This window comes from Campylobacter lari (genome assembly GCF_900638335.1).
Classification (GTDB): Bacteria; Campylobacterota; Campylobacteria; order Campylobacterales; family Campylobacteraceae; genus Campylobacter_D; species Campylobacter_D lari_E.
This window is the reverse complement of the sequence record NZ_LR134508.1, coordinates 628,222-655,003: the sequence shown is the minus strand read 5'-3', so window position 1 is coordinate 655,003 and position 26,782 is coordinate 628,222. Positions and strand designations below refer to the sequence as shown.

The 26,782-nt window shown below is 28.8% G+C and carries 23 protein-coding genes and 1 pseudogene; 14 read left to right on the top strand and 10 right to left on the bottom strand.

Features of this window, described 5'->3' with window-relative positions:
- Positions 1-37: 37 nt before the first annotated feature.
- Together EL235_RS03400 and EL235_RS03395 are read right to left on the bottom strand one after the other, a co-directional pair.
- Complete coding sequence (locus EL235_RS03400; protein WP_114640247.1) at positions 38-1,552, bottom strand: AAA family ATPase; 1,515 nt, start codon at positions 1,550-1,552, stop codon at positions 38-40.
- The gene (locus tag EL235_RS03395) at positions 1,552-2,382 is read right to left on the bottom strand and encodes an NAD(+)/NADH kinase (protein ID WP_039625867.1); all 831 of its coding nucleotides are present in this window, start codon (positions 2,380-2,382) and stop codon (positions 1,552-1,554) included. The genes EL235_RS03400 and EL235_RS03395 overlap by 1 nt, the downstream gene beginning before the upstream one ends.
- 85 nt (positions 2,383-2,467) lie before the next feature.
- Here EL235_RS03395 and aspS point away from each other — a divergent pair, with 85 nt between their 5' ends.
- The 10 genes and pseudogenes from aspS (at position 2,468) to EL235_RS03345 (ending at position 12,750) form a co-directional block, all read left to right on the top strand.
- Positions 2,468-4,219: an aspartate--tRNA ligase gene (gene aspS, locus EL235_RS03390; RefSeq protein ID WP_126340804.1), complete on the top strand. Its 1,752-nt coding sequence runs from the start codon at positions 2,468-2,470 to the stop codon at positions 4,217-4,219.
- Entirely contained in the window at positions 4,216-4,788 is a 573-nt protein-coding gene (locus tag EL235_RS03385; RefSeq protein WP_126340803.1) for an adenylate kinase, read from the top strand. The genes aspS and EL235_RS03385 overlap by 4 nt, the downstream gene beginning before the upstream one ends.
- A gap of 10 nt (positions 4,789-4,798) precedes the next feature.
- On the top strand, positions 4,799-5,317 hold the full coding sequence (ppa, locus tag EL235_RS03380; RefSeq protein ID WP_039618061.1) for an inorganic diphosphatase: 519 nt from the start codon (positions 4,799-4,801) through the stop codon (positions 5,315-5,317).
- Between the two features lie 37 nt (positions 5,318-5,354).
- Positions 5,355-6,386 carry an OmpA family protein gene (locus EL235_RS03375; RefSeq protein WP_126340802.1) on the top strand — a complete coding sequence of 344 codons (1,032 nt, stop codon included), beginning with the start codon at positions 5,355-5,357 and terminating at the stop codon, positions 6,384-6,386.
- Between the two features lie 78 nt (positions 6,387-6,464).
- Positions 6,465-9,077 (top strand): valine--tRNA ligase, encoded by a 2,613-nt coding sequence (locus tag EL235_RS03370; RefSeq protein WP_126340801.1) that lies wholly within the window; start codon positions 6,465-6,467, stop codon positions 9,075-9,077.
- Between the two features lie 3 nt (positions 9,078-9,080).
- Positions 9,081-10,037, top strand: a complete 957-nt coding sequence (locus EL235_RS03365) for a methionine ABC transporter ATP-binding protein (protein ID WP_114640242.1) — start codon at positions 9,081-9,083, stop codon at positions 10,035-10,037.
- Between the two features lie 2 nt (positions 10,038-10,039).
- Positions 10,040-10,696: pseudogene (locus EL235_RS03360) on the top strand (methionine ABC transporter permease); the annotation flags it as partial.
- A gap of 9 nt (positions 10,697-10,705) precedes the next feature.
- On the top strand, positions 10,706-11,011 hold the full coding sequence (locus tag EL235_RS08075) for a hypothetical protein (RefSeq protein WP_126340799.1): 306 nt from the start codon (positions 10,706-10,708) through the stop codon (positions 11,009-11,011).
- Positions 10,983-11,909: a DUF8374 domain-containing protein gene (locus tag EL235_RS03350; protein ID WP_126340798.1), complete on the top strand. Its 927-nt coding sequence runs from the start codon at positions 10,983-10,985 to the stop codon at positions 11,907-11,909. Before EL235_RS08075 ends, EL235_RS03350 begins: the two co-directional genes overlap by 29 nt.
- Before the next feature lie 70 nt (positions 11,910-11,979).
- Positions 11,980-12,750 carry a MetQ/NlpA family ABC transporter substrate-binding protein gene (locus EL235_RS03345; protein ID WP_126340797.1) on the top strand — a complete coding sequence of 257 codons (771 nt, stop codon included), beginning with the start codon at positions 11,980-11,982 and terminating at the stop codon, positions 12,748-12,750.
- A 28-nt stretch (positions 12,751-12,778) separates the two neighbouring features.
- On the opposite strand, the gene EL235_RS03340 is transcribed toward EL235_RS03345, so the two are convergent.
- Complete coding sequence (locus tag EL235_RS03340) at positions 12,779-13,963, bottom strand: acetate kinase (protein WP_039625857.1); 1,185 nt, start codon at positions 13,961-13,963, stop codon at positions 12,779-12,781.
- 8 nt (positions 13,964-13,971) lie between these two features.
- On the bottom strand, positions 13,972-15,441 hold the full coding sequence (gene pta, locus EL235_RS03335; protein ID WP_052243267.1) for a phosphate acetyltransferase: 1,470 nt from the start codon (positions 15,439-15,441) through the stop codon (positions 13,972-13,974).
- 85 nt (positions 15,442-15,526) lie between these two features.
- Here pta and flgH point away from each other — a divergent pair, with 85 nt between their 5' ends.
- Positions 15,527-16,228 (top strand): flagellar basal body L-ring protein FlgH, encoded by a 702-nt coding sequence (gene flgH, locus EL235_RS03330; RefSeq protein WP_039625856.1) that lies wholly within the window; start codon positions 15,527-15,529, stop codon positions 16,226-16,228.
- 11 nt (positions 16,229-16,239) lie between these two features.
- Here flgH and EL235_RS03325 read toward each other — a convergent pair whose 3' ends face one another.
- The 6 genes from EL235_RS03325 to EL235_RS03300 are packed head-to-tail and all read right to left on the bottom strand — an operon-like array spanning position 16,240 to position 22,058.
- Positions 16,240-17,640 carry a Mur ligase family protein gene (locus EL235_RS03325; protein ID WP_039625855.1) on the bottom strand — a complete coding sequence of 467 codons (1,401 nt, stop codon included), beginning with the start codon at positions 17,638-17,640 and terminating at the stop codon, positions 16,240-16,242.
- Positions 17,633-18,376, bottom strand: a complete 744-nt coding sequence (gene estV / locus EL235_RS03320; RefSeq protein WP_039625852.1) for an EstV family lipase — start codon at positions 18,374-18,376, stop codon at positions 17,633-17,635. The genes EL235_RS03325 and estV overlap by 8 nt, the downstream gene beginning before the upstream one ends.
- Positions 18,377-18,378: 2 nt before the next feature.
- Positions 18,379-18,594 (bottom strand): type II toxin-antitoxin system Phd/YefM family antitoxin, encoded by a 216-nt coding sequence (locus EL235_RS03315; RefSeq protein WP_039618043.1) that lies wholly within the window; start codon positions 18,592-18,594, stop codon positions 18,379-18,381.
- A gap of 2 nt (positions 18,595-18,596) precedes the next feature.
- On the bottom strand, positions 18,597-19,637 hold the full coding sequence (locus tag EL235_RS03310; protein ID WP_039625850.1) for a D-alanine--D-alanine ligase: 1,041 nt from the start codon (positions 19,635-19,637) through the stop codon (positions 18,597-18,599).
- A 16-nt stretch (positions 19,638-19,653) separates the two neighbouring features.
- Positions 19,654-20,205: a Holliday junction branch migration protein RuvA gene (gene ruvA / locus EL235_RS03305; RefSeq protein ID WP_039625848.1), complete on the bottom strand. Its 552-nt coding sequence runs from the start codon at positions 20,203-20,205 to the stop codon at positions 19,654-19,656.
- Positions 20,202-22,058 carry a flagellar assembly protein A gene (locus EL235_RS03300; RefSeq protein WP_039625846.1) on the bottom strand — a complete coding sequence of 619 codons (1,857 nt, stop codon included), beginning with the start codon at positions 22,056-22,058 and terminating at the stop codon, positions 20,202-20,204. The genes ruvA and EL235_RS03300 overlap by 4 nt, the downstream gene beginning before the upstream one ends.
- A gap of 125 nt (positions 22,059-22,183) precedes the next feature.
- On the opposite strand from EL235_RS03300, the gene murJ reads away from it, so the two are divergent.
- The 3 genes from murJ to EL235_RS03285 are packed head-to-tail and all read left to right on the top strand — an operon-like array spanning position 22,184 to position 26,776.
- Positions 22,184-23,638, top strand: coding sequence for a murein biosynthesis integral membrane protein MurJ (gene murJ / locus EL235_RS03295; protein ID WP_126340796.1), 1,455 nt, complete (start codon positions 22,184-22,186; stop codon positions 23,636-23,638).
- Entirely contained in the window at positions 23,638-25,020 is a 1,383-nt protein-coding gene (gene cysS, locus EL235_RS03290) for a cysteine--tRNA ligase (protein ID WP_126340795.1), read from the top strand. Before murJ ends, cysS begins: the two co-directional genes overlap by 1 nt.
- A complete protein-coding gene (locus EL235_RS03285) occupies positions 25,013-26,776 on the top strand; it encodes an ABC transporter ATP-binding protein (RefSeq protein WP_126340794.1) in 1,764 nt (587 codons plus the stop codon). The genes cysS and EL235_RS03285 overlap by 8 nt, the downstream gene beginning before the upstream one ends.
- The last annotated feature ends 6 nt before the right edge of the window (positions 26,777-26,782 follow it).

Genomic DNA, 26,782 nt, shown 5'->3' with positions numbered 1-26,782 from the left:
CTATTATTATATCATATAGAAAATTTACTTTTTGTTTTTAAAGTAAAGTTCTAGTAAATTCTAAAGCTTCTTGTGTGATATTTTCCCCACTTACCATTCTAGCAAGTTCTCTCACCCTTTCTTCTTTTTCTATTTTTCTCACTCTACTTTCATTTTCTATCTTTTCCACTAAAAAATGATTACTTGCTTTTGATGAAAGCTGTGGTAAATGTGAAATTGCAAAAATTTGATAAAATTTTGCAAGCTCTTTTAATACTTCAGCTATACTCATTGCTTCTTTACCACTTAAATTTGCATCAATTTCATCTAAAAATATTATCCCATTAGCTTTATTAGTAACATTACATTCAGTTGCAATAAAAGAAAGTCTTAGACGGTTTATCTCACCTGAGCTTAAATTTTTTAAACTAGCTTCATTGATATTTAAACTCACTTCATCTTTACCCAAAATACTTAAAGCACAATCTTTAAGTTCTAATTTAACTTCTTTCATATAAAGTTTTTCAAGATAAAAATTAAGTAATTTTTCAAGCTCTTTTAATCTTTTTTTACGCAAAGTACTTAATTTTTGACTTTTCTCATCTAAAAGTATTTTAGCACTTTGTACTTTTTCTTCTAATTCCTTTTTTTCAAAATTTAAATTTTCATAATGAGCCAACTCTGCTTTTTTCTTTTCTAAAGCTTCTAAAGCTTCTTCTATGCTTCCATATTTTGAAATCAAAGAAGAAAGTTTTTCTATCCTATCAAGCACTTCTTCTATGTCAAAATCAAAATCATCAAAACTTTGACTTTCCCATACCGCCCTTAACTCATTTAAACATTCTGAAAAAAACGAGCTATCAACATCACTAATTTGCAAAGCTTCAATCACTGCAGATTCTAACTCAAAAATTCTACTTGCCCTATTCCAAGCAGCATCAATTTTATCTTTTTTAGAAAGCCTTTTTTTAAAACTCATTAATTCATCAAATTCGCCAATTTTTGGGCTAACGCTTTGGATTTTTTGTATTTCAAAGCTAGTAAATTCTTTTAATTCTTCTACTTTTTTTTCTTCTTCTTGAATTTTTTCTAATTTAGTCTTATTTTCCATATATTCTTTATAAATATTTTTATATTCATTTAAAAAATCTTGAAATTTCTTATCCTCTTTTGATTGCATAAAATCAAGTAAGTTTAAAAATCTTTCATTTGAAAACTCATTATTTTCTTTAGCTGAAAGATGTTTTACAAATTTCTTAGAAAGCAAGGCTAAATTTTTTTTTGAAATAAGTTGATTATTGATAAAATAGCGTGAGCTTTTATCTTTTAAAAGTTTAAATACATTTAGTTCTTCATTTTCAATACCAAACTCATCTAATTCAAGCTCATCATTTAATAAAACTTCCACCATTTTAGCTTCACTCTCACTTAAAGCAAATGCTGCTAAAATAGCCTTAAAAAGCACAGACTTTCCAGCACCACTTAAGCCAGTAAAGACAGTAAGTCCAGCTTCTAAGTCTAATTTTGCTTGTTTAAAACCTAAATTTTCTTTAATTAAAATACTTTCTATCATCACTTACCCCAATTTAACTTTTCTTTTAAAACTTGAAAATAATCTCTATCTTTTTTATGTATAAAACTAAGTTCTTTCTTACTAAGTCCTATAAGAATTTTATCATATTCTTTAGGATCAATCACTTCTTGCCCATCTAAATACAGCAAACAATGCTCAACTTTTAATTCAAGTTCAAAGCCATAAGGTAAAACTATAGGCCTTTGTGTTAAAGAATGAGAACAAACTGGAGTTAGAACAAAAATTTCACTCCAAGGATGTACTATAGGCCCACCTGCGCTAATATTATAAGCAGTTGAACCACTTGAACTAGCTATGATTAAACCATCTCCATAATAAGCATTAAAAAGTTTATTTTCAAAAAAAACTTCCACATTTGCCATTAAAGCATTATCGCGAGAAAAAACTGCATCATTAAAAGCAAATTTTTTAATGATTTTATTTTTTTTACAAAGCGTTATTTGAAGCATTTTGGCTTTTTCTATTTTAAAATCACTTTTAAAAAAATCTTTAAAAAAACTTTCTACCTCATTAAAAGAAAGAGCTGTTAAAAAACCTAAATTTCCTGCATTTATACCCAAAATAGGTTTTTTAGCTTGATAAGCTTGTCTGCATAAAGACAAAAGCGTACCATCTCCACCTAGAGAAATCAAAAAATCCAATTCTTGTAAATCTTTTAGAATAATTTTCTCTTGCCCTAATAACACAAGTTCTATATTTTTTTGCAAAAAAATTGTTTTCAAAAAAGCAATTTGCTCATTTAAATTTGTATTTAACCTGCAAAATAAACCTATTTTTTGAATTTTTTCTATATTTATACATTTTTTCATAAAAAAATTATAACAAAACTTAGCTAAGCAAAAGAATAAAATACTATAATAACAAAATTGAACAAAATTAAGCTAAGGAAAAATTTTGAGAACTCATTATAATACAGAGCTTAACATACAAAATGTTGGCGAGGAAGTAACATTATGTGGTTGGGTAAATTCTTACCGCGATCATGGAGGTGTAATTTTTATCGATCTTAGAGATCGTAGCGGACTTATACAATTAGTATGTGATCCAGCAGATAATCAAGAAGCACACAATATAGCTTCATCAGTAAGAAACGAATACATTTTAATAGCACAAGGAAAAATTCGCCCGCGCGGTGAAGGACTTGTAAATCCTAAATTAAAAACCGGAGAAATAGAAGTTGTTATAAACAAACTTACTATTGAAAATGAAAGCGCTGTAGTACCTTTTGCTATAGGCGATGAAAGTGTAAATGAAGAATTAAGATTAAAATATAGATTTTTAGACTTAAGAAGTAAAAAACTTTATGATAATTTTGCTCTAAGATCAACTGCTTGTATAGCAACAAGAAATTCTTTAGCAAAAATGGGATTTTTAGAGGTTGAAACCCCTATTTTAACTAAAGCAACTCCAGAAGGTGCAAGAGATTATTTAGTACCATCACGCGTACATCAAGGCGAATTTTATGCCCTACCTCAAAGTCCTCAACTTTTTAAACAACTTTTAATGTGTTCAGGATTTGATAGATATTTTCAAATTGCAAAATGTTTTAGAGATGAGGATTTAAGAGCAGATCGCCAACCTGAATTTACTCAAATAGACATAGAGATGAGTTTTTGTGAGCAAAAAGATATCATAGCTATGGCAGAAAATTTACTCAAAGATATTTTCAAAGCTTGCGGAAAAGAAATTAACATACCTTTTAGACAAATGAGTTATAAAGAAGCTATGGAAAATTATGGCTCTGATAAGCCTGATTTAAGATTTGATATGAAATTTATTGATGTGATTGATATTTTTGCAAAATCAAATAATGAAATTTTTGCAAATATAGCAAAAGATACAAAGAAAAATCGCATTAAAGCTTTAAGAGTTCCAAAAGGCGATACGATTTTTTCTAAACGCCAAATGCAAAGATTTGAAGAATTTGTGCGCAAGTTTGGGGCGGCAGGACTTGCATTCATACAAATGAAAGAAGATGGTCCTAAGGGTCCACTTTGTAAATTCTTTAGTGAAGAGGACTTAAATACTTTAATCCAAAGATGTGAATTGGAAGTTGGAGATGTAGTATTTTTTGGTGCAGGAGCTAAGAAAACCGTGCTTGATTATATGGGTAGATTTAGATTATTCCTTGCTGATGAAATGAAAATTATTGATGAGGATAAGTTAGAATTCTTATGGGTTATTGATTTTCCTATGTTTGAGCAAAATGATGATGGAAGTTATTCTGCAATGCACCATCCATTTACTATGCCAAAAAATATTGACGAGCAAGATTTAGAAGAAATTAATTCTATTGCACATGATGTGGTGTTAAATGGTGTAGAACTGGGCGGTGGTAGTATAAGAATTCATAAAAGCCCTATCCAACAAAAAGTATTTAAGCTTTTAAATATTGACGAAGAAGAACAAAGAAAGAAATTTGGCTTCTTACTTGATGCATTAAGCTTTGGAGCACCACCACATGGTGGTATAGCAATAGGTCTTGATAGACTTATCATGCTTTTAACAAAATCTTCAAGCATTAGAGAAGTTATAGCATTTCCTAAAACACAAAGAGCGCAATGTCTTATGACTCAAGCTCCAAGCGAAGTAAGCAATGAACAAATGAGAGAACTAGGTATAAGATTAAGGGAGAATACTAAATGAAACAATTATTTTTAATCATAGGTGCACCAGGTAGTGGTAAAACAACCGATGCAAGTATCATAGCTAAAGATAATACAAGCATTACTCATTATTCTACAGGTGATTTACTAAGAGCAGAGGTTGCTAGTGGTAGTGAGCTTGGAAAGACTATTGATAGTTTTATTTCCAAAGGAAATTTGGTTCCTTTAGAAGTAGTAGTTAATACTATCATCACTGCTTTAAAAAATGCACCAACTAACACAATACTTATCGATGGCTATCCAAGAAGTGTTGAACAAATGCTTGAGTTTGATAAGGTATTAAAAAATCAAAGCGAAGTAAATTTAAAAGGTGTTATAGAAGTTAAAGTTAGCGAAGAAGTTGCTAGAGAAAGAGTTTTAGGGCGTGCTAGAGGTGCTGATGATAACGAAGAAGTTTTCAATAATAGAATGAAAGTTTATTTGGAACCTTTAGAAGAAATAATAAATTTTTATACCAAAGAAAATATCCACCATGTAATCAATGGTGAAAGAAGTATTGAAGCTATTGTAGCTGATATGAAAAATTTAATTAATGATTTATTAAAATAAAGGATAAAAAATGGATATTAGCAAAATCAAAGTTGGAGAAGTACCAAACAAACTTAATGCGGTTATTGAAATTCCTTATGGTTCAAACATTAAATACGAACTTGACAAAGAAAGCGGAGCCATCATGGTTGATCGTGTAATGTATTCAGCTATGTTTTATCCAGCAAACTATGGTTTTATACCAAATACTCTTGCAGATGATGGCGATCCTATTGATGTTTTAGTTTTAAATGAATACCCTATTCAAGCAGGAGCTGTGATTCCTTGTCGTTTAATAGGGGTGTTATTAATGGAAGATGAAAGCGGTATGGATGAAAAACTACTTGCTGTTCCTGTAAGTAAAATTGACCCAAGATATGATAGTATTAAAAGTTTAGATGATTTACCAAAAGCAAGCTTAGATAAAATCAAAAATTTCTTTGAGACATATAAAATGCTTGAACCAAACAAATGGGTAAAAGTAAAAGAATTTGCAGGTATTGAAAAAGCAAGTGAAATTTTAGAAAATTCTATTAAAAATTATAAATAATCAAAAGTTCTTTTAAGGACTTCACAAAGGATAAAAAATGAAAAGTATTATTGCTTTTAGTATAGCTTTTGTGGTGCTAATAGGCGCTAGTATTGGTTTTTATATGTGGTATTTTGAAGATGATTCAAATACTTATGTATATGATTATAAAAAAAGTAGTTCTTATCAAAACTACACTCCACCAAGCACTCAATACAACCAAGAAAGAAATAATATAAGTGATAATACTTATCAATCACAACAAACAAATCAAGAGCCTTTAAAAGAAGAAAATCCAGTACAAAACAATCCTATCATAGATAAAAATACAAGCACTCAAGAAGTCATGCCAACAACCCAAACAAATATAGCTGAAGTTTCTAAAAATGAAACTATCACACCTAAAGTAGCCCAAGAAGAAAAAAAAGATCCAGTTGAAAATAACAAACAAACAAACGTAAAAAAAGAAAAAACAACAAAATATAAAAATACTATGCAAGAATACATTGCAAAAGGCAAAACTAGCAGATATGAGCCAAGATTGAGTGATGATTTTGTTAAAGTTTATGTATTAGATGGAAAAAGTTTAAGTGATTATAGAGTTAATGTGTTAAAAGAAATGATTAATCCTGTTAAAGCTAATTCTCAAGATTATAATTTAACTATTTTTATCGATATGCTATCAAATGACAATATGAAATTAAGCATATATAATAAAGATATTGTTTTTGCTAAAAATAAGAAAAAATACAATTATGTAGATGTTAAAATTTCTGATTTGAAATTTTTATTTGAAAGAAATGGATATAGCGAATATAGCAATGAAAATTTACTTGAAAAAATCAATCAAAACCTAGCAAGAGAAGATATAATCAAAAGAGTTAAAATTCAAGGTTATGCAGACGATAGAGGTAGCACTTTTGCAAACTATATGATAGGACTAAATAGAGCAATGAATGTAGCTAAACATTTCTTTAGCTTTACTGAAGTTATAGAAATAGAATCTTTAGGAAAAGATACCTACCCTACTAAAGATAAATCTGACTCTCAAAGACAAAATAACCGTAAAGTAGAAATTAGTTTTTTATAACTAATTTCTAAATTTCAAAACTTCTTTAACAATTTTAAGCTAACATAACAATTTATTTTCATTCTCAAGGTAGCAATTATGTATGATAAATCACTAGAAAAAGAATATTATAAAATTTGCGAAGAACGCGGATATTTTGAAATCAATGGCAATGAAAAAATTCAAGAAAAAGGCAAAAACTTTTGTATTATGATGCCACCACCCAATGTAACAGGTGTTTTACATATAGGCCATGCACTAACTTGTACTTTACAAGATATCACAACGCGTTATAAAAGAATGGATGGTTATAAAACCCTTTATCAACCAGGGCTTGATCATGCAGGCATTGCAACACAAAATGTTGTAGAAAAACAACTTTTAGCTCAAGGTATTAAAAAAGAAAATTTAGGCAGAGAAGAATTTATAAAAAAAGTATGGGAATGGAAAGAACAAAGCGGTGGCACTATAGTTAAGCAAATGCGAATTTTAGGTATCACTCCTGCTTGGAGTCGTTTACGTTTTACCATGGATGAGGGTTTGGTAAATGCCGTAAAAAAAGCCTTTGTAGATCTTTATGATAAAAAGCTCATCGTGCGTGGAAATTACATGGTAAATTGGTGCACTCATGATGGAGCATTAAGTGATATAGAAGTTGAACATAAAGAAAATAAAGGAAAATTATATTACTTAAAATATTTCTTAGAAAATTCTCAAGAATACATCGTAGTAGCCACCACAAGACCAGAAACTTATTTTGGCGATAGTGCTGTGATGGTTAATCCAAATGATGAAAGATTTAAACACTTAATAGGCAAAAATGTCATTTTACCTTTAATAGATAGAAAAATTCCTATTATTGCTGATGAGCATGTAGATATGGAATTTGGTACAGGTTTTGTGAAAGTAACCCCAGCACATGATCATAATGACTATGAAGTAGGCTTAAGACATCAACTTGAATTTATTACTATCTTTGATGAAAAAGGTATTTTAAATGAACATTGCTTGCATTTTAAAGGCTTAGAAAGATTAGAAGCAAGAGATGTTATTATAAAAGAATTACAAGAAAAAGGTTTTGTTGAAAAAATAGAAGACTATACTAATCAAGTAGGATATTGTTATCGTTGTAAAAATGTGGTTGAGCCATATATTTCTAAGCAATGGTTTGTAAAAAATGAAATCGCAAAAGAAAGTATAGAAAAAGTTAATCTTGGTGGAAGCAAATTCTACCCTGCACATTGGATTAATAGTTTTAATGCTTGGATGAGAGATTTAAAAGATTGGTGTATTTCAAGACAACTTTGGTGGGGTCATCAAATTCCTGTATATTACTGTGAATGCTCTCATGAATGGGCAAGCGAAGAAACTCCAAGCCGATGCCCAAAATGCCAAAGCGCTAATTTCAAACAAGACCCTGATGTTTTAGACACTTGGTTTTCTTCTGGTCTTTGGGCTATGAGTACTTTAGGTTGGGGTAATAAAGACTGGGGTAAAAACACACTTTGGCATGAAGATGATTTAAAAGATTTTTATCCAAATTCTTTATTAATCACCGGCTTTGATATTTTATTTTTCTGGGTCGCTAGAATGATGTTTCAAAGCACTAATACCCTAGGCAAACTTCCTTTTAAAGATATATATTTACATGCTTTAGTTAAAGATGAGCAAGGAAGAAAAATGAGCAAGTCTTTAGGTAATGTCATTGATCCAGTACAAAGCGTAGATGAATACAGCGCTGATATCTTGCGTTTTACTCTTGCTCTTTTAGCTATCCAAGGTAGAGATATAAAATTAAGTAATGACAAACTCATACAAGTTAGAAATTTTACTAACAAACTTTATAATGCAAGCAAATTTTTACTCTTAAATGAAGAAAAATTTGAAGATTTAGATAAAAATAAAATTCAAACCAACTTGGCAAAATACATGCTGTCTCGTTTTGAAGTGTGTGTAAAAGAAACAAGAGAAAATTTAGATAATTACCGCTTTAATGATGCGGCAAATACTTTATATAGATTTTTCTGGGATGAATTTTGTGACTGGGGGATCGAGCTTAGCAAGGCTGAAAAATCAAGCATAAAAGAACTTGGAAGCATTTTTAAAGAAGCATTAAAGCTTTTAAATCCTTTTATGCCATTTATTAGTGAGTATTTATACCATGAGTTAAGTAAAACTTCTATCCAAACTCATGAATCTATAATGATTTCAAAATATCCTAAATTTAATTCTAAAGATGAAAAAATAGAAAAATTATTTAATATCATTATAGAAAGCATAGTGAGTTTACGCCGTGCAAAAACCTTAGTAGAACTTGCAAATGCAAAAATTCAAAAAGCTTGTATAAAATTAAACGATGAGGGTTTAATAGCTGAGTTAAAAAATTACACTAATTTTATCTCAACACTTGCAAAATGTGAAAATATCGAGTTTATTAGTACAAATTTAGAAAAATCCATCAGAGATGTAAGTGAGAATTTAGAAGTATTTATACCAACTCAAGATCTTGATTTAAGCGGTGTTTTAAATAGACTTAATAGTCAAAAAACAAAACTTGAAAAAGAATTTAACAAGCTAGATGCTATAATGAAAAATGAAAAATTTATCTCTAATGCGCCTGCTGCGGTTGTTGAACAAAATAAAACTCAACTTGAAAGCATTAAAGCTCAACTTGAAAAAATCAATGATGAAATTTCTAATTTAGAAGGCTAATAAGTGATAAAAATACAAAATCTTAAAAAATATTATGGCAAAGAATTAGTTATAAATGATGTTTCTTTGGAAGTTAAAGAAGGAGAAATTTATGCTCTTGTTGGACACAGCGGGGCAGGAAAATCAACTTTGCTAAGATGTATTAATGGTTTAGAAAATTATCAAAGCGGTAGCGTGCAAGTTTTTGGTAAAGAAATAGCTACCTTAAAAGAAAAAGAGTTAAGAGTATTTAGAAAAGATATAGGGATGATTTTTCAGCATTTTGCACTTATGAGTAGAAAAAATGTATTTGAAAATGTAGCTATGCCTTTAGAAATTCATAATTTTGACAAAAACACAATTCAAAAAAGAGTTAATGAGCTTTTAGATCTTGTGGGACTTTTAGCCAAAAGCAAAGCTTATCCAAATGAACTAAGTGGTGGGCAAAAACAAAGAGTAGCCATAGCTAGAGCCCTTGCTTTAAATCCTAAAATTTTACTAAGCGATGAAGCTACTTCTGCGCTTGATCCAAATACCACAAATAACATTTTAGAACTTATTGCCAAAATCAATCAAGAATTTAACATCAGCGTAGTATTAGTAACTCATGAAATGGATGCAGTAAAACAAATAGCACAAAAGGCTGTATTATTAGAGCAAGGACAAATCATAGGTCAAGGAAAAATTGAAGATTTATTCTTAAAGCCAAGTGAAAAAATGCGTGAATTTCTAGGGGAAAGTGATTTTTTACCACTAAATGGAGTTAATGTACGCTTATATTTTTGCAAAGAAAAAGCAAATCAAAGCATTATCACTCATATGGCTAGAAGTTTAAATATTGATTTTAATATAGTTTGGGGTAAGATAGAAAAACTAAACAACAATGCTTTAGGAAATTTGGTAATCAATATAGAAGCTAAAGATCAAGAAAAAGTTTTAAAATATTTACAAGAGAATGGTGTTATTTGGGAGCTTGTGTAATGAATTTAGAAGCAATTTTAAGAAATTTTGAAAATATACTTTATCCAGCATTATTAGAAACTCTTTATATGAGTTTTACAGCCACTTTTTTAGCTTTTTTAATCGCACTTATCCCTGCAATTGTGCTTACTGTTACTGATAAAGGTGGCTTGTGGGAAAACAAAAGCATTTATAGTGTGCTTGATTTTATCATTAATATTTTAAGATCCTTTCCATTTTTAGTACTCATTGTAGTTTTAAGTCCTTTTACAAAATATCTCATTGGTATTAGCATAGGAACAACTGCTACCATAGTACCACTTACCATAGGAATTGCGCCTTATTTAGCTAAAATGATTGAAAGTGCTTTTAAAGAAATTGATCCTGCTATCATTGAAGCAGCAAGATCTTATGGAGCTAGCAAAGTACAAATTATCTTTAAAGTTATGTTTAGCGAGGCTTTGCCAAGCATTATTAATGGTATTACTTTGATTTTAATCATCGTAATAGGATTTTCTGCTATGGCAGGAACTGTTGGTGGTGGTGGTTTAGGTGATGTGGCTATTCGCTATGGTTATGAGCGTTTTAGAACTGATATTATGATTCAAACCGTTGTGATTTTGATTGTTTTGGTTCAAATCATACAATTTACAGGAAATATTCTTTATAAAATCACTAAAAGATAAATAATGAAACATAAACTTGGTATTTTGCTAGCAGCGACTAAAAATTCAAGCTTTACCATAGGAACCTTGCTCATTAACATCATGGATGTTATGGGTGAGAAGGTAAATGTATTTTATATTTTACATGATGGTTTTAGCTTGAATGATCAAAATATCATGCAAAAAATTGTTAAAAATAAAACAATTAAATTTATTCCTTTTAGTCAAGAAGATTTTTTAGCTACTCTTGGTAAAAATCAAAACGATATTAATAATTTATTTTTCTTAAAAAGATGGACATATGGCTTTTGCAAGATTCGAAGCTTTTAAGTTTTTAGATGAATGTGAAAGTATTATTTATCTTGATTTTGATGTTTTACTTTTAAAAAGCATAGATGAACTTAGCAAATTAAGAGCTAGAAAATATCATTTTGGTGCAAGATTGGGTAAAACTTTGCTTCAAACAGCTCTGCCTTTGGAAAAAAATCACAACAATAAACGAGTATATCAAACAGGGATTTTAGTATTTAACGATCTTATACCAAATCCTTTACATTGTTATCAGTTTATCTATAATTATCTTTCACAAAATACTAAAAACTGGCAAGATCAAGGAATTTTTTCCTTGATGGTTTATGAAAATCACTTTAAAGTCAAAGATTTAAAAGACAAATACACAGGAAGTACTCATTATCTTACAAATCTTACGCAAAATGCTTCTATAGTTCATGCTTGTGGAACTAATAGTCGTTTTTGGAATAGTAAATTTTGCAATCAAACATGGCCTAAATGGCAAGAATATTATGAAAAATGGCTAGAGCTTGGAGGAAGTAAATATACAGGATCTTTTTATAAAGATAATAAACAATCTATTCAACGTACAAGATATCATTTATCATATAAACTAGGATATGCTTTTATAGAATGCACTAAAAATAAGAAAAAAATTCCTTTTTTACCTTTTACTCTACTCAAGATTTACTATAAACACACAAAACTTGCCAAGCAATATCAAAAAGATTTAAAAACAAAACCTTATCTTAAGCTTCCACCTTTATCAAGCTATGATGATTATAAAAGTGAGGGTATTAAAAATCAAAATACTTATTCTTATAAAATCGGACAAGCTCTCATTAAAGCTCAAAAAAATTGGTATGGGAGGGGGTATATAAAATTTATAAAAGAACTCAAATATTTTGCCAAAGAGTATAAAAACAAACAAAAATAAAACTTATCCTATCTTATTAATATTTTTACAATATAATCAAGCATTTTAAAAACTATAAAAAGGAGTTAAAATGAAATTGTTAAAATTGCTCACTGCAAGCACAATTTTAGGTGCAAGTTTATTTGCTAATGAAGTTATTACTGTAGGTGCGACACCTGTTCCTCATGCTGAAATTTTAGAACAAACTAAAGATTTGCTAAAAAAAGAAGGTTACACATTAGAAATTAAAGAATTTAACGACTATGTTTTACCAAATCTTAGTACAGATAGTAAAGAACTTGATGCGAATTTCTTCCAACATCAGCCTTATTTAGATGAGTTTAATGCCAATAAAGGCACAAAATTAATTAGCGTTGCAAAAATTCACATTGAGCCAATGGCTGTTTATTCTAAAAAATATAAAAACATCCAAGATCTTCCACAAAATGCCACCATAGCTGTGCCAAATGATCCAACAAATGAAAGCAGAGCTTTGGATATTATCGCTAGTACTAAACTAGTTAGTTTTGAAAATAGCACATTAAAAACTCCACTTGATATTAAAGATAATCCAAAAAATATCAAATTTAAAGAATTAAAAGCAGCACAACTTCCAAGAGCTTTAGATGATGTTGATTTTGCAGTAATTAATTCAAACTATGCTTTATCAGCAAATTTAAATCCTGTAAAAGATTCTATTTTAATAGAAAGTAAAGAGAGTCCTTATGCAAATATCTTAGTAACCACTCAAGATAATAAAGACAACCCTAAAATCAAAGCTTTAGTAAAGGCTTTACAAAGCCAAAAAGTAAAAGATTTTATCAATGAAAAATACCAAGGTGCAGTAGTCCCTGCATTTTAAAACAAACCTTGAGTTTTAAAACTCAAGGTTATTTATTTTTAATAAGCTCTGTGGTAATTTTAGCTATTTCTAATTCTTCTTCTGTTGGAACAATTAAAATTTTAATTTTAGAGTCTTTTTTACTAATCTCACCATTTCTAAGTTGTGCATTTTTATCTAAATCTATATCAAATCCCAAATGCGCTAGTCTTTGACAAACTTTTGCTCTAACAATATTGTCATTTTCGCCTATACCAGCAGTAAAAATCAACGCATCGACTCTAGGTAAAATCGCAAAATATGAGCCAATATATTTACTCAAACGATAACAAAACATATCAAGAGCAAGTCTTGCTTTTTCGTTATTTTGTTCAATTTGCGCTTCAATATCTCTAAAGTCATTAAACCCACAAATTCCATAAACACCACTTTTTTTATTCATTATAGTATCTAAATCGGATGGATTTAAATTTAATTCTTTTGCTAAAAATGGCAATACAGCAGGATCAATATCACCACATCTAGTTCCCATAATCAAACCTTCTAGCGGTGTAAAGCCCATAGAAGTATCTACACATTTTCCATTTTCTATAGCACAAACACTCGCACCATTTCCAAGATGAGCGCTAATTACATTAAATTCATTAATATCTTTACCAAGTATATGTGCAGCTTGCTTGCTTACATAAGAATGTGAAGTACCGTGAAAGCCGTATTTTCTAACTTGATGTTTTTCATAAAACTCATAAGGCAAAGCATACATATAAGCATAATCAGGCATGCTTTGATGAAAAGCTGTGTCAAAAACTGTCACATTAGGAACTTTTGGAGCGGCTTTTATCATAGTTTTAATGCCTATTAAATGCGCAGGGTTATGTAAAGGTGCTATGTGAGCAACTCTATCAATTTCTTTTAAAATTTCATCATCTACTAAACAATGTTTGGTTAAATTTGGACCTCCATGAACTATCCTATGTCCACACCCATCAAGCTCATTTAAATCATGTAAAATTCCACTTTGAGCAAATAATTCATTTACCAATTCAATACCCTGCTCATGATCTTTAATCGCTAATTCTTTTTGGTATTTTTGACCATTTTTTAGATCTTTTAATTCTATTTTAGAGCTTTGCTCGCCTATTTTTTCCACTAAACCAGATGCTAGGGCTTCATCTTTTTCAAAAAGCTTAAATTTAATTGAAGATGAACCTGAATTTAAAACTAATATTTTCATTTTTCTCCTTATTCTTGTGCTTGAATAGCACTTAAAATCACAGTATTAACAATATCTTCTACCAAACAACCTCTACTTAAATCATTAATTGGTTTTTTAAGACCTTGTAAAATCGGGCCAATAGCTAAAGAATTTGCTGTTCTTTGAACAGCCTTATAACAAATATTTGCCGCATTTAAATCAGGAAACACGTATACATTTGCTCTTCCTGCTACTTTAGAATTTGGCATTTTACTTTTTGCTGTTAGCATATCATATGCTGCATCAAATTGTATAGGACCTTCTAGCTCAAGTTGAGGATATTTTTCTTTAGCTATTTTAGTAGCTTCTTTAATTGCATCCACGCTAGTCCCACTTCCGCTATCTCCGCTAGAATATGAAAGCAAAGCTACTTTAGGATCAAGTCCAAAAGCTTTAGCACTATTTGCACTCACATAAGCAATTTCAGCAAGTTGCTCAGGAGTTGGATTTGGCATAACAGCACAATCAGCAAAAACCAAAACCTTATCTTCTAAAGACATAAAAAACATACCAGAAACTAAGCTCACATCAGGTTTTGTTTTGATAATTTGCAAAGCAGGACGAATAGTTTCAGCAGTAGTTGTACTTGCTCCACTTACCATAGCATGCGCTTTTTGAGTATGTACAAGCAAGGTCGCAAAATATGTTTTATCTTGTACTAACTTTTTAGCTTCTTCTTTACTCATACCTTTACTTTTTCTAGCTTCATACAAAAGCTCTTCAAATTCTTCATTATATTGAGAATTTTTAGGATTTATAATGCGCACACCATCGATATTAATATTTAAACTATTAGCTTTGGCACAAATTTCATTGCTATCACCTAGCAAAATCAAATCAACAATCTCATTTTGCATTAAAAACTCACTAGCTTTTAATACTCTTTCATCAAAACTTTCAGGTAAAACCACTATTTTTTTATCTGCTTTTGCTTTTTCAAAAAGCTCATAAGAAAATCTTGCCTGAGTTTTATAGGTATATTCTTGTAATAAATCTTGAGTAAAATCTTCATTTTCTTTTAATAAAACAAAGTCACTAAGCTTTTGGCTTAGTAAGAAATTTAACATAGTATGATTTTCATCTTGACTTTTTACATATAAAGGAGTGTTTAACTCTTTAGCTAAGGCTATATTTAAACTTAAATCACCCATCAAGCCAAAATCATCTACTCCAACCACTATAACAAAATCATTTTCTTTTTTTAATTTTTCATAATCTTGAATTATTTTTTTAAAAAAATCATTTGAATTTTGAGTAAATTTGCTTTGATAATTATTTTTTTCAAAACTACTAAAAAAATCTAGTTTAGTATTGATTTTTGAGCATATTAAAGCAATTTCTTCTTTATTTTTCTCACAAAAAATAGGAAAATAAAAAACTATTTTACCTTGAACTTTTTCTAAAGACTGCGTTAAAAATTTCTCATCAACACAATTTAATAAAAACATGGATTTCATTTTTTCCTCTTTTTTAACAAAATAATTGTTTTTTTGTAATATAATAATTTTAAAATTCATCACAATAATATAAGGTTATAAAGCTATGAAATTTAAAAATGTTAATTTTTACTTGTTACCTTTTGTAATGTTTGGTTGTAGCGCCACAGTCGATCCACATATTAATATGAAACCCCCTACTTATGTAGAAGAATTAGCTCCAAAACAAAATCATAACACCCAAAGCAACCCTGGATCTTTATTTGGCAAAGGAGATAATCCTTTGTTTTCTGATAAAAAAGCAATGAATGTAAATGATTTAGTTACCGTAGTTATTAGAGAAAATGCTACACAAAATTCACAAGGCTCCAAAGCTACAAGTAAAAACAATAATGTTAACTTAGGTGGAGGACAAATAACTACTGGTGCTGGACTTAGCAAAGCTAGAGATTTTATCAATGATTATACAAATATAGGTTACACCACAACAAGTACTTCAGAATATCAAGGTACAGGAAGTCAAACTAGAAGTGAAAATTTCCAAACTACTATTTCTGCTAGAGTGATTAAAGTTTTATCTAATGGAAATTATTTTATAGAGGGAAGCCGTGAGCTTTTAATTAACGGTGAAAAACAAATCATTCAGCTAAGTGGGGTTATAAGACCTTATGATATTTCTCAAGATAATATGATAGATAGTAAATACATAGCTGATGCAAAAATTCTTTATAAAACAGAAGGTGATATAGATAAATCAACGCGTAAGCCTTGGGGGACAAAATTCATGGAAACCATTTGGCCTTTTTAAGCTAAATGGTTTTACATAAAACTTGGTGCATCATTAGAAAATAAAATTAAATCTCCATTTTGGGTTAATTTTGATAAAGTTTGCACAAGTTGAGATTTTTCTTTTAATACATAAAAATCTAATGTAATATGTTTTTGTAAAATCACACTATTAGCTTCTGAAGTAATAATTACAAAATCAAAACATTCATTGATTATCTTACATAATTTTATATTTTCTTCTTCATTAACTTCAACTATACCAGGAGTTACCAAAACTTTTCTTCCTTGATAACTTTTGCAAAGCTCATAGCTTTGACTCATACCTTTAAAATTTCCATTAAAACCATCATCTATGATAAATTTAGGTTCTTTAGAAATCACTTGCAAACGATGCTCTACTGCTTTTAAATTTGATACACTTTTTATAATATTTTCTATTTTTATTCCTAAATAATGAGCAAGCAAAATACACACACTAATATTATAAGCATTAAAAGCACCTAATAAATTTGCATGAAAATCATAAATATCATCATCTAATCTTATTTTAAAATCTAAACCTTCTAAACTTGCCCTAACATCACTTAAACAATCATCATAAAATTCGTTTTCATATAAGGTGCTTGAGTGTAAAAAGTATTTTTCTAAACGTTTGGATTTTAAAGCTTGCAACTTAGCTCTGCGGATATTATCTTGAGTTTTAAAATACTCCAAATGCGCCAAACCAATCTCACCTACTATACAAATTTGAGGATTTAAAAACTCTGTAATTTCTAAAATATCATTTTGCTCTCTTGCGCCAGCTTCTACGATATAAATTTCAGTATTATTTTCTAAATTTTCATTGATATCTTTTACTATACCCATAAAAGTATTAACACTTCTTGGAGTTTTATAGCACTTAAACTCATCTTTTAAAAGTTCGTATAAAAAATTTTTTATACTTGTTTTTCCAAAACTTGCAGTAATTAGAATAATTTTTAAATTTGGATTATCACAAATTTTTTTATTTGCTTTTTTTATAAATGTATTTTGGTTTATTTTTTCTACTAAAAAGCTTAATAAAAATGCAGCTACTAAAGCTTCTAAACCTATCCAAAAAAATGGCATAAATACTAAAGTAAAAAGCGACAAAAATAAAAAATAACGCTTAATTCTAGCAGTAAAAACTAATTTTTTATCTAAATTTTTATATAAATACCCACCATATAACAAAGACAAAGCAAAAACTATAAAATATAAATAAAAATTTCCACTATATAAAGAAAACACAAAAGCAAAATAAGGAATTATTAAAAAATATAAATGCCACAAGGGTTTAGCAAAATGTAAAATTATGCGTGAAAATTTATAAGAATACCATTGCAAGGCTAAAATCAGGTAAAATCCAAGTAAAAAATTCAAACTTAAAAAAGCTATCATACTAATCATTTTTTAAAAATTCCTCATGTATTTTTTCATTTATAAAATCAGCATGTTTTAAAAAGAAAAAATGATCTCCATCTAATGCAAAAAAATTTCCTTTTTGTGCCAAAGAGTGGATAATCGCGCCACTTTTTAAAGGCGTAGCCTTATCTTCATTACCCCAAAAAATCAAAATAGGGTTTTTAAGCTTTTGAAATTCATTTTCTAAATTTTCATTAACAACCTTCTTAAAGGTTTCATACATCACCTCACTCATACCTTGAGCGTCTTTGCTAATAAAAAATTTCCTCCAAAAATCCCCATAAGGAAGATTTTTTAAAATTTTAAACAAGGCTATTTTAAACCTCACTTTAAAGCTTTTTGGCAAAACCACACCTGCACTAGAAAGTAAAATCAAACCTTGAAAATTAGCATTTTGACACATAATAGTCGCAACTTTTCCGCCAAAAGAATGCCCCATTAAATAATCTGCCTTTTGCTCAATTGTAGTTAAAAAGTCTTCTACAACCTTGGCATAAGCATAAGAATCCATAGGTGCATCTATGCTTGAATTTCCAAAACCAGGTAAATCTAAATAAATTTGTTTAAAATCATTCAAAGGCTTTTCAAAAGCTTGTTTCATAAGCTCTTTATTAGCACCCCAACCGTGTAAAACAAGAATTGTTTTTTCACATTTTGGATTGATGATTTCATAGCTTAAATTATAAAAATACCCATTAGAATATACTCTAGTTTTTGCCATTTCTAGCCTTTTTTATCTTTATAAATTTTTTCTAAAAGCATTACAGCTTCATTTAAACGCTCATATTCTTCAAAACTTAAAAGCACGGCTTCAAATTTATTATTTTTTACTATCACCACCCTGCTATTTTCACTTTTTTTTGTTTTTTCAAGCATAGTGCTGAAATTTCTTACTACTTCAGTTGCAGTATAAATTTCATCTTTGCTAAAAGTAGCCATGATTACAATTTACCTTTTTGCCCATTAATGCTGTGAATAAAAGCATAATCGATCTTGATTTGCTTTTCTAGCTCTATATTTTTTGCTAAATTATCAACTGTATTAGTAAAATCTTCAAATAAATAATTTGCCAATGATCCTGGATTTGGATTGATCTCATTTAAATAAACCTCATCATCTATCACAAAAAAATCACAGCGAATCAAAGCTCCTTTAAACAAAGGATTATAAATTCTAGTAAAATTATCCCTTAGCTTTTGTTTTAATTCTTCACTAATATTTGCTTCACTGACTTTAGAACTTTCTGAAAAACCTAAATATTTTTGTTCAAAATCTAGAATTTCATTTTTTCTAGGCTCTTCAATGATAGAAAATTCCATTTTTTCACCTATCATACAACCCGCTAAGTTATATTCTTTAATATTGCTTACAAATTGTTCTACCACAACATCCTCATCAAATTCAAAAGCAACATCTTTGGCATATTTAAGCTCGCTTTCATCTTTAACTATACTTATACCTATACTACTACCTAATCTTGCAGGCTTTAAAATACAAGGAAAATCTAAAGAAACATTTTGCTCTTTATGCAAATTTAAAACCTTATAATCAAGTGTTTTTACCCCTACACTTTGTGCATAAAGTTTAGTTAAAACCTTATTAAAAGACAAAACACTAGCTTCTATGCGCGGTCCTATGTATTTTATACCATAAAAATCAAGCAAAGCAGCTATTTTGCCATCTTCACCATCTTTTCCATGTACAATATTTATCGCTGTATCAATGTCAAGTTTTTTCTCACCTAACATGGTTTTAATAAAAAATCCACCCTGCTTTAATACTAAGGCTTTTTCTTTTTTATAAGCACCACTACTAAAAGTTTTTGCATTCATTTTTTCTTCATCTATAAGAAAAAATTCCTTATTTTTATCGCAAAATATAAATTTTTTTTGCGCTTTGAGTACTTTTTTTAACACCACAGCACTCACAATGCTAATTTCATGCTCATAAGAATTTGCACCAAAAATTACACCATATATCATTATATTTTTCCTTTTATTATGCTAATTTTTTCAAAGCCTCTTTAATAAGCTCACTAGTATTTTTACTCTCGCAAGTTCTTAAAATCTTTAAAATATTTTCTTGCTTAAAGCCAAGTGAAAGTAAGGCTGCCAAAGCTTGTGCTTGATTTTGATTAGAATTTTCTATATTGATTTTTGCATCACTTAACTCAGCTATAATTCTTTTTGCACTCTTTGGACCAATACCAGGAACCTTTTTAAAAACACTCTCATCACTATTTTGTAACGCTGTATAAAAAGTATTAGTATCTAAGCTTGAGCAAAGTGCCATAGCAGTAGTTGCCCCTATACCACTGATTTTAATTAATAATTCAAACATTCTTTGCTCATTAATATCTAAAAATCCATATAATTTGTGTGAATCTTCTTTAATAATTTGCGTAATTAAAAACTCAACCTTTTGACCTTTTTCAAAATTACTTGAACAAAAAAGCGACACATAAACACCATAACTTACCCCACTTGAAGTTTTTAAAACTACAAAAGTAGGATCTTTTTTACTCACTATTCCTTCAATCGCCACTATCATTTAACTTCTTCCTTATAATTACCAATAGAGCGAATTTCATAAACACTTAGTCCATCTTCAGTATCTATCTTTTTAAGTTCAAAACACTCAATCATCTCATCATTACACGGATGATAGCTTAACTCTTTTCTAGGATTTAATAAAACAAATTTAACCTCATTTAAATCCATCCATTTTCCACTTTTATTAATAATTTTTGATTTTAAAAGTTCATCTTGAATTTTTTTAAGTTTTTCAATATTTGTTTTTTCTTCCTCTTTTAAAGTTTCTATCTTATTAGCTAAAATATTTAAATTTTCAATCTTTTGATTAAAATCTTTAATAGTAATCTTATAAGCTTGCGGTATAGCTCTTTTTGCACTCATTAATTCTTTTACCTTTTGCTGTAAAATTCTCACAGAATCTTTACTCACATGGATAGTATGCTTGGTCTCTTCAATCTCTTTAACTAAATTTTCTTGTTCTTTTTTTAACTCTTCAATATGCAAGAGTATTTCCTCTCCACTTTTTTCTTTATCAAAAGCTTTGAGATCTTGAATTACAAGTTTATTGCCACTTCCTTGAATTTTTTCAACACGGATTAAACTTTTAGCACTACATAAACAATTACCACCAAGCTCTTGTATGTAAATTTCATCAGCAATAATCTCCCCGCCCACAGCCTTTTTAATATTTACTTTTTTAGCCTTGATAGAGCCATTTTCTAAAGTTTCAGCAAAAACTTCCTCAGCCTCACAATACCCTCTTAAGATATTAACCTCAACCTTTTGTCCTATAATAGTACTTTTATGGTGCATACTACCTTTAAGAATTACTTTTTTACCTCTTAAAACAGAATCTTGGGCCATATTACCCACAACCTCTAATTCTTGTGCTTCAACGGTAATTCTAGGACCTATTGCATCTTCTAGAGTGTTTGTGTTTTTAATCACAATGATAACTTGTTTATCAAAACCTGCCCAAATAGAACCCGTGCTTTTAAAATCTACCTTGTTAAATTCTAAATAATTTTCTATCTCATAAATAGATTTTTTTTGGATAATGAAGCCATCTTTTTTGGCAATATATTTTATACTTTCATCATCTTCTTTAACTTCAAAATTATCCGAACATATAACTTTTTCTTTGTTTGTTTTTGGCGGGAGAGCTTTTAGAATTTTAAATCTTAAATCTTTGCCATCGCTGCCCTCTTTTGGTTTAATCCTCTCAATAGCCACCTCATCTTTTCCTATGGGTGCTACATAGTTTCTATTCATCACATCATTATGTTTTTTTAAATTTTCTAGGTAATGGTATTGAATTTCTTCATTTATAGGTTCTTGTGGATTAATTCCCTTACATACTTCAAATTCAACTTCAAAATCAAATTTTTGCTTTTCTTTAACTTTAGTATTAAAATCAATAATTTGCTTTTTAAAATCAAAAATTCTAAATCCAAGTAAATATTTTTCTTTTATCATCGCTTTATAAATAGCCTCTAAAAGCTCTAGTGCTAATTTATCATGAAAAGCAATAGCTTCACCAACCCTAACACTAGCTTTTAATAAAGTGCAAAGCTCATTAGCATGCAAGTTAACTTCAAAATTTGATATGCGTGCAAATTTTTTAAAATAAATTTCTATTTTATACTCTTGCTCTATACTTAAATCATGTATTAAAAATTTTTCATCTTCTTCAAAAATTTTTAATTCTTTTTCATTAACTTTTATCCATTCTTGATTATCATAAGTATAAGAAGTGCTAAAACTTAACAATCTAAAATCAAGTTCATCAACTTCGCATTTATTTTCAGAAGCAAACATCAAAAGCTCTTTATAAGGGTCTTTAGTATATAAAATTTTCTTCTCTTCCATAGCTTAAGCTTCCTTATTGTGTGTAAAATTTTGATTTTAGCAAAAATAAAATCAAAATTTAGTTAAAATTATTGCTATTAAAAAATTTTATAATACTCAAACTAATGTTTAAAGAATGAAAATTAATGAGAAAAAATATTATTTTTAAAAATTTCATCATCAATGCCTTAGGAATTTTATTTTCTAGGATTATGGGTGTTTTAAGAGATATTGTTTTGGCTTTATACTTAGGGGCTGGAATTTATAGTGATATTTTCTTTGTAGCTTTAAAAATGCCGGCTTTTTTTAGAAGAATTTTTGCTGAAGGAGCTTTTGGACAAGCTTTTTTACCAAGTTTTTTAAAAGCAAGTAAAAAAGGTGCTTTTTGCATAAATGTCTTATTACAATTTAGTATAATTGTTTTTTTAACATGTATTTTAGTAAGTTTTTTTGCTGGATTTTTTACAAAGATTTTTGCCTTTGGTTTTAATAAAGAAACGATTATTCTAGCTGCACCTTTAGTTTCTATTAATTTTTGGTATTTGTTTTTTATCTTTTTAGTCACTTTTTTGGGTTCATTATTAAATTATAAACAAAATTTTTTCATCACTTCTTTTTCTGCTTCATTTTTTAATCTTTTTGTTGTGATTGCTGGATTTTTTGTCACTCAAGATAAACCTTTAGAAGCTTTGTATTATTTTTCATATGCGACTGTTTTAAGTGGTCTAGCTCAACTTATATGGCATATTTTTGCTTTAAAAAACACTAGAATTTTAAAAAGTATATATTTAAGTATAAAACTTAAAAAAACAAAGACTAGTTTAGATAAATTCCACTCTACTTTTACCCATGGACTTTTAGGTTCTTCGGCAAATCAAATTAGTTCATTATTAGATACTACTATAGCTAGTTTTTTAATGGCTGGAAGCATTTCGTATTTGTATTATTCTAATAGGGTTTTTCAGCTTCCTTTAGCTCTTTTTGCAATCGCTCTAAGTCAAGTAAGCTTCCCAAAAATACTAAGACATTTAAAAGCAAATGAAGAACAAAAAGCCTTAGCTTTTATGCAAACAGCTTTTGAGTATTTAAGCATACTTTTAATTTTAGCTAGTATAGTAGGGATTATTTTAGCTAAAGAAATTGTGGAGTTTTTATTTCAAAGAGGAAATTTTAATCAAGAAGATACAAAAATCACTGCATTTTTATTACAAGCTTATCTTTTAGGACTTTTGCCTTTTGGTTTGCAAAAACTTTTCTCTTTGTGGCTTTATGCTAAATTTAAACAAAAAATAGCCGCTATAATAGCCTTTAAAACACTTTTTATATCAGCATTTTTTAGCATAGTGATTATTTTACTCATCAAAGAAGAAGCTTATAAAAGCTTAGGTATTGCACTTGCTTCATCTATTAGTGCTTTTTATTTATTATATGCTAATATTAAAGAATTTGGTTTTAAAAATCTTTGGGGTATTTTTAGGGTTAAATTTTGGCTTATTAGCATAGTATTTTTAAGTTTATTTGCTTTAGGCTTATTTGAAATTAAAGATATTTTAATACAATTTTTAATTGAAATTTATCATTTTTTTAAAGGTTTATTTTAATGGTTTTTTTTGATAGTGTTTTAAAGAAAAAATGCGAATTTATCCCACATGAGGCAAAAAAAGCAAATATTTATTTATGCGGGCCTACTGTATATGATGATGCACATTTAGGACATGCAAGAAGTAGCGTGTGTTTTGATTTTTTAAGAAGAGTTTTACTAGCAAATGATTATGAAGTAGTTTTTGCTAGAAATTACACTGATATTGATGATAAAATCTTAAAAAAAATGCAAGAAAGTGGTAAAAGTTTAGAAGAAATTACAAATTTTTATATTAAAAGATATGAAGAGGATATGCAAACACTTAATATCTTAGAACCTAATTTTAAACCAAAGGCTACAGCTTATATTGAGCAAATGATTGCTTATATAGAAAAACTTTTAGAATTAAACCTAGCTTATAAACTTAAAGATGGGATTTATTTTGATACTAGCAAGGATGATAAATACTTTTATATCTCTAAAAGAAATTTAGAAGATAATCAATCACGCCTAGAAGAAAGCGTTGCTAAAAAAAATGATAGCGATTTTGTTTTATGGAAATTTGATGAAAAATTTTATCCTGCAAATTTTGGTAAAGGAAGACCAGGTTGGCACACAGAATGTGTTGTGATGATAGAAAGTATTTTTAAAGATAAACTTGATATTCATGCAGGGGGTATAGATTTGCTTTTTCCTCATCATGAAAACGAAGCTTGTCAGTGTCGTTGTAAAAATAATCATGAATTAGCTAATTTTTGGTTACATAATGGCTTTGTACAAATTAATGGTGAAAAAATGAGTAAAAGCTTGGGAAATAGCTTTTTTCTAAAAGATTCTTTAAAACTTTTTAGTGGAGAGGTTTTGAGATTTTATCTTTTAAGCGTACATTATAGAGCGCATTTTAACTATGCTTTAGAAGACTTACAAGCTGCTAAAAAAAGGCTTGATAAATTTTATCGCTTAAAAAAACGCTTAAACATAAATGCTTTTATAGATGAAAAAACTACCATAGAAAGTGAAGTAGCTAAAAATATCTTAGAAGTTTTAAATGATGATCTAAATGCCTCTAAAGCCTTAGCTTTACTTGATGAGTTTATCAATGAAAGTAATATTTGCTTAGATAAAAACCCAAAAGACAAAGCTTATAAAATACAAGTAGAAAAAACCTTAAAAGAACTTGCTTTTATTTTTGGTATAGGTTTTATAGATACTATAAAATATTTTCAATTTGGCATTGGTGAAGAAAAATGTCAAGAAATAGAAGAAAAAATTGCTCTACGCAACAAGGCAAAGCAAGAAAAAAACTATGCCTTAGCAGATCAAATTCGTGATGATTTAGCTAAAGAGAATATTCTTTTAATGGATACACCAAATGGTGTAATATGGGAGAAAAATGGATAAAAATTACAAAGAAATGAAGCTTAAAGAGGTTTTTACTCGCTTTAAGCCTTATTATAAAGATTATTGGTTTTATTTTGTTTTAGCTATTATAGGTATGCTTTTAACTAGTGGTGGAACAGCTGCTAGTGCATACATCATAGAGCCTATTTTAAATAAAATTTTTATAGAAAAAAATGTTGATTTGCTTTATTATATGCCTTTGCTTGTTGTTTTAATTTATGCTTTAAAAAATCTTGGTGCTTATATGCAAGTTTATTATATATCTTATGTTGGGACAGATATTTTAAGAAGATTAAGAGAATTAGTTCTTGGCAATCTTTTACGCTTAGATATGAGCTTTTTTCATAAATACAGAAGTGGGGAATTAATCAGCCGGTGTACTTCTGATATTGGAGCTTTGCAAAATATAGTTTCTACTATCATACCTGAAATTTTAAGAGAAAGTTTAACTGCAATTGGACTTTTAAGTGTTGTTATTTATCAAAGTCCAAAACTTGCTTTTTTTGCTTTAGTAATTTTGCCTTTAGCAATTTACCCTCTTGCTATTTTTGCTAAGAAAATCAAAAAAATAGGACGCAATACCCAAGAAAAAAATTCTGATCTTACTTCAAGATTAAGTGAAATCTTTTCTAATATAGAACTGATTAAAGCTTCTAATGCAGGTAAAAATGAAATGCAAAAATTTAGCCAAACTAATAGCGAAGTTTGCAAACTTTCTTTAAAAGGCATTAGAATCGAAGCTTTAAGTAGCCCTTTAATGGAATCTATGGGTTCAATTGGCTTTGCAATAGTAATTATAATAGGTGGTAAAGAAGTAATTGATGGAAGTTTAAGTATAGGTTCTTTTTTTAGCTTTACTACAGCTTTATTTATGGCTTATACCCCTATTAAAAGACTTTCTTCACTTTATACAAGATTACAAAATGCAGTAGCAGCAAGTGAAAGAACTTTTTATCTAACTGATTTAGAACCACAAATTAAAGGTGGTAAAGAAAAACTTACAGAAAATATCCAAAACATTCATTTTAAAAATGTTTCTTTAAGCTATCAAAAAGATAAAACGGTATTAAAAGATGTAAATTTTTCTCTTAACAAAGGAGAAATTCTAGCCTTAGTTGGATCAAGTGGCGGAGGAAAATCTTCTATTATTAATCTTTTGATGTATTTTTTTGAAAAAGATAGTGGTGAAATTTTAATCAATCAAAAAGATATTAGTTCTTTTGATATTGTTAGTTTGAGAGAAAATATCTCTTTGGTAACTCAAAATATTTATATATTTAATGACACTATAGCTCAAAATATTGCTTATGCTAAAGAATACGATGAAGTACGCGTGATAGAGGTTTTAAAACAAGCTAATGCTTATGATTTTGTTCAAGAGCTTGGCGGTATACATACTGAATTAAAAGAGCACGGAAAAAATCTCTCCGGCGGACAAAAACAACGCATTGCTATAGCAAGGGCTTTATATAAAAATCCTCAAATTTTAATTTTTGATGAAGCAACCTCAGCACTTGATAATGAAAGTGAAAAAGCCATAGTAAAAACTATAGAAAGCTTAAAAAAGGATCGTTTGATACTCATCATCGCTCATAGACTTAGCACTATAGAAAATGCCGATAAAATTGCTGTACTTGATAAAGGAAAAATAGCTTCTATAGGAAATGATGCTTATTTAATGAAAAATTGCGAAATTTATCAAAAATTAAAACAAAAAGTACAAAAAACTGACAAAGATAAAGAAAATGAAAACTAAGAATTA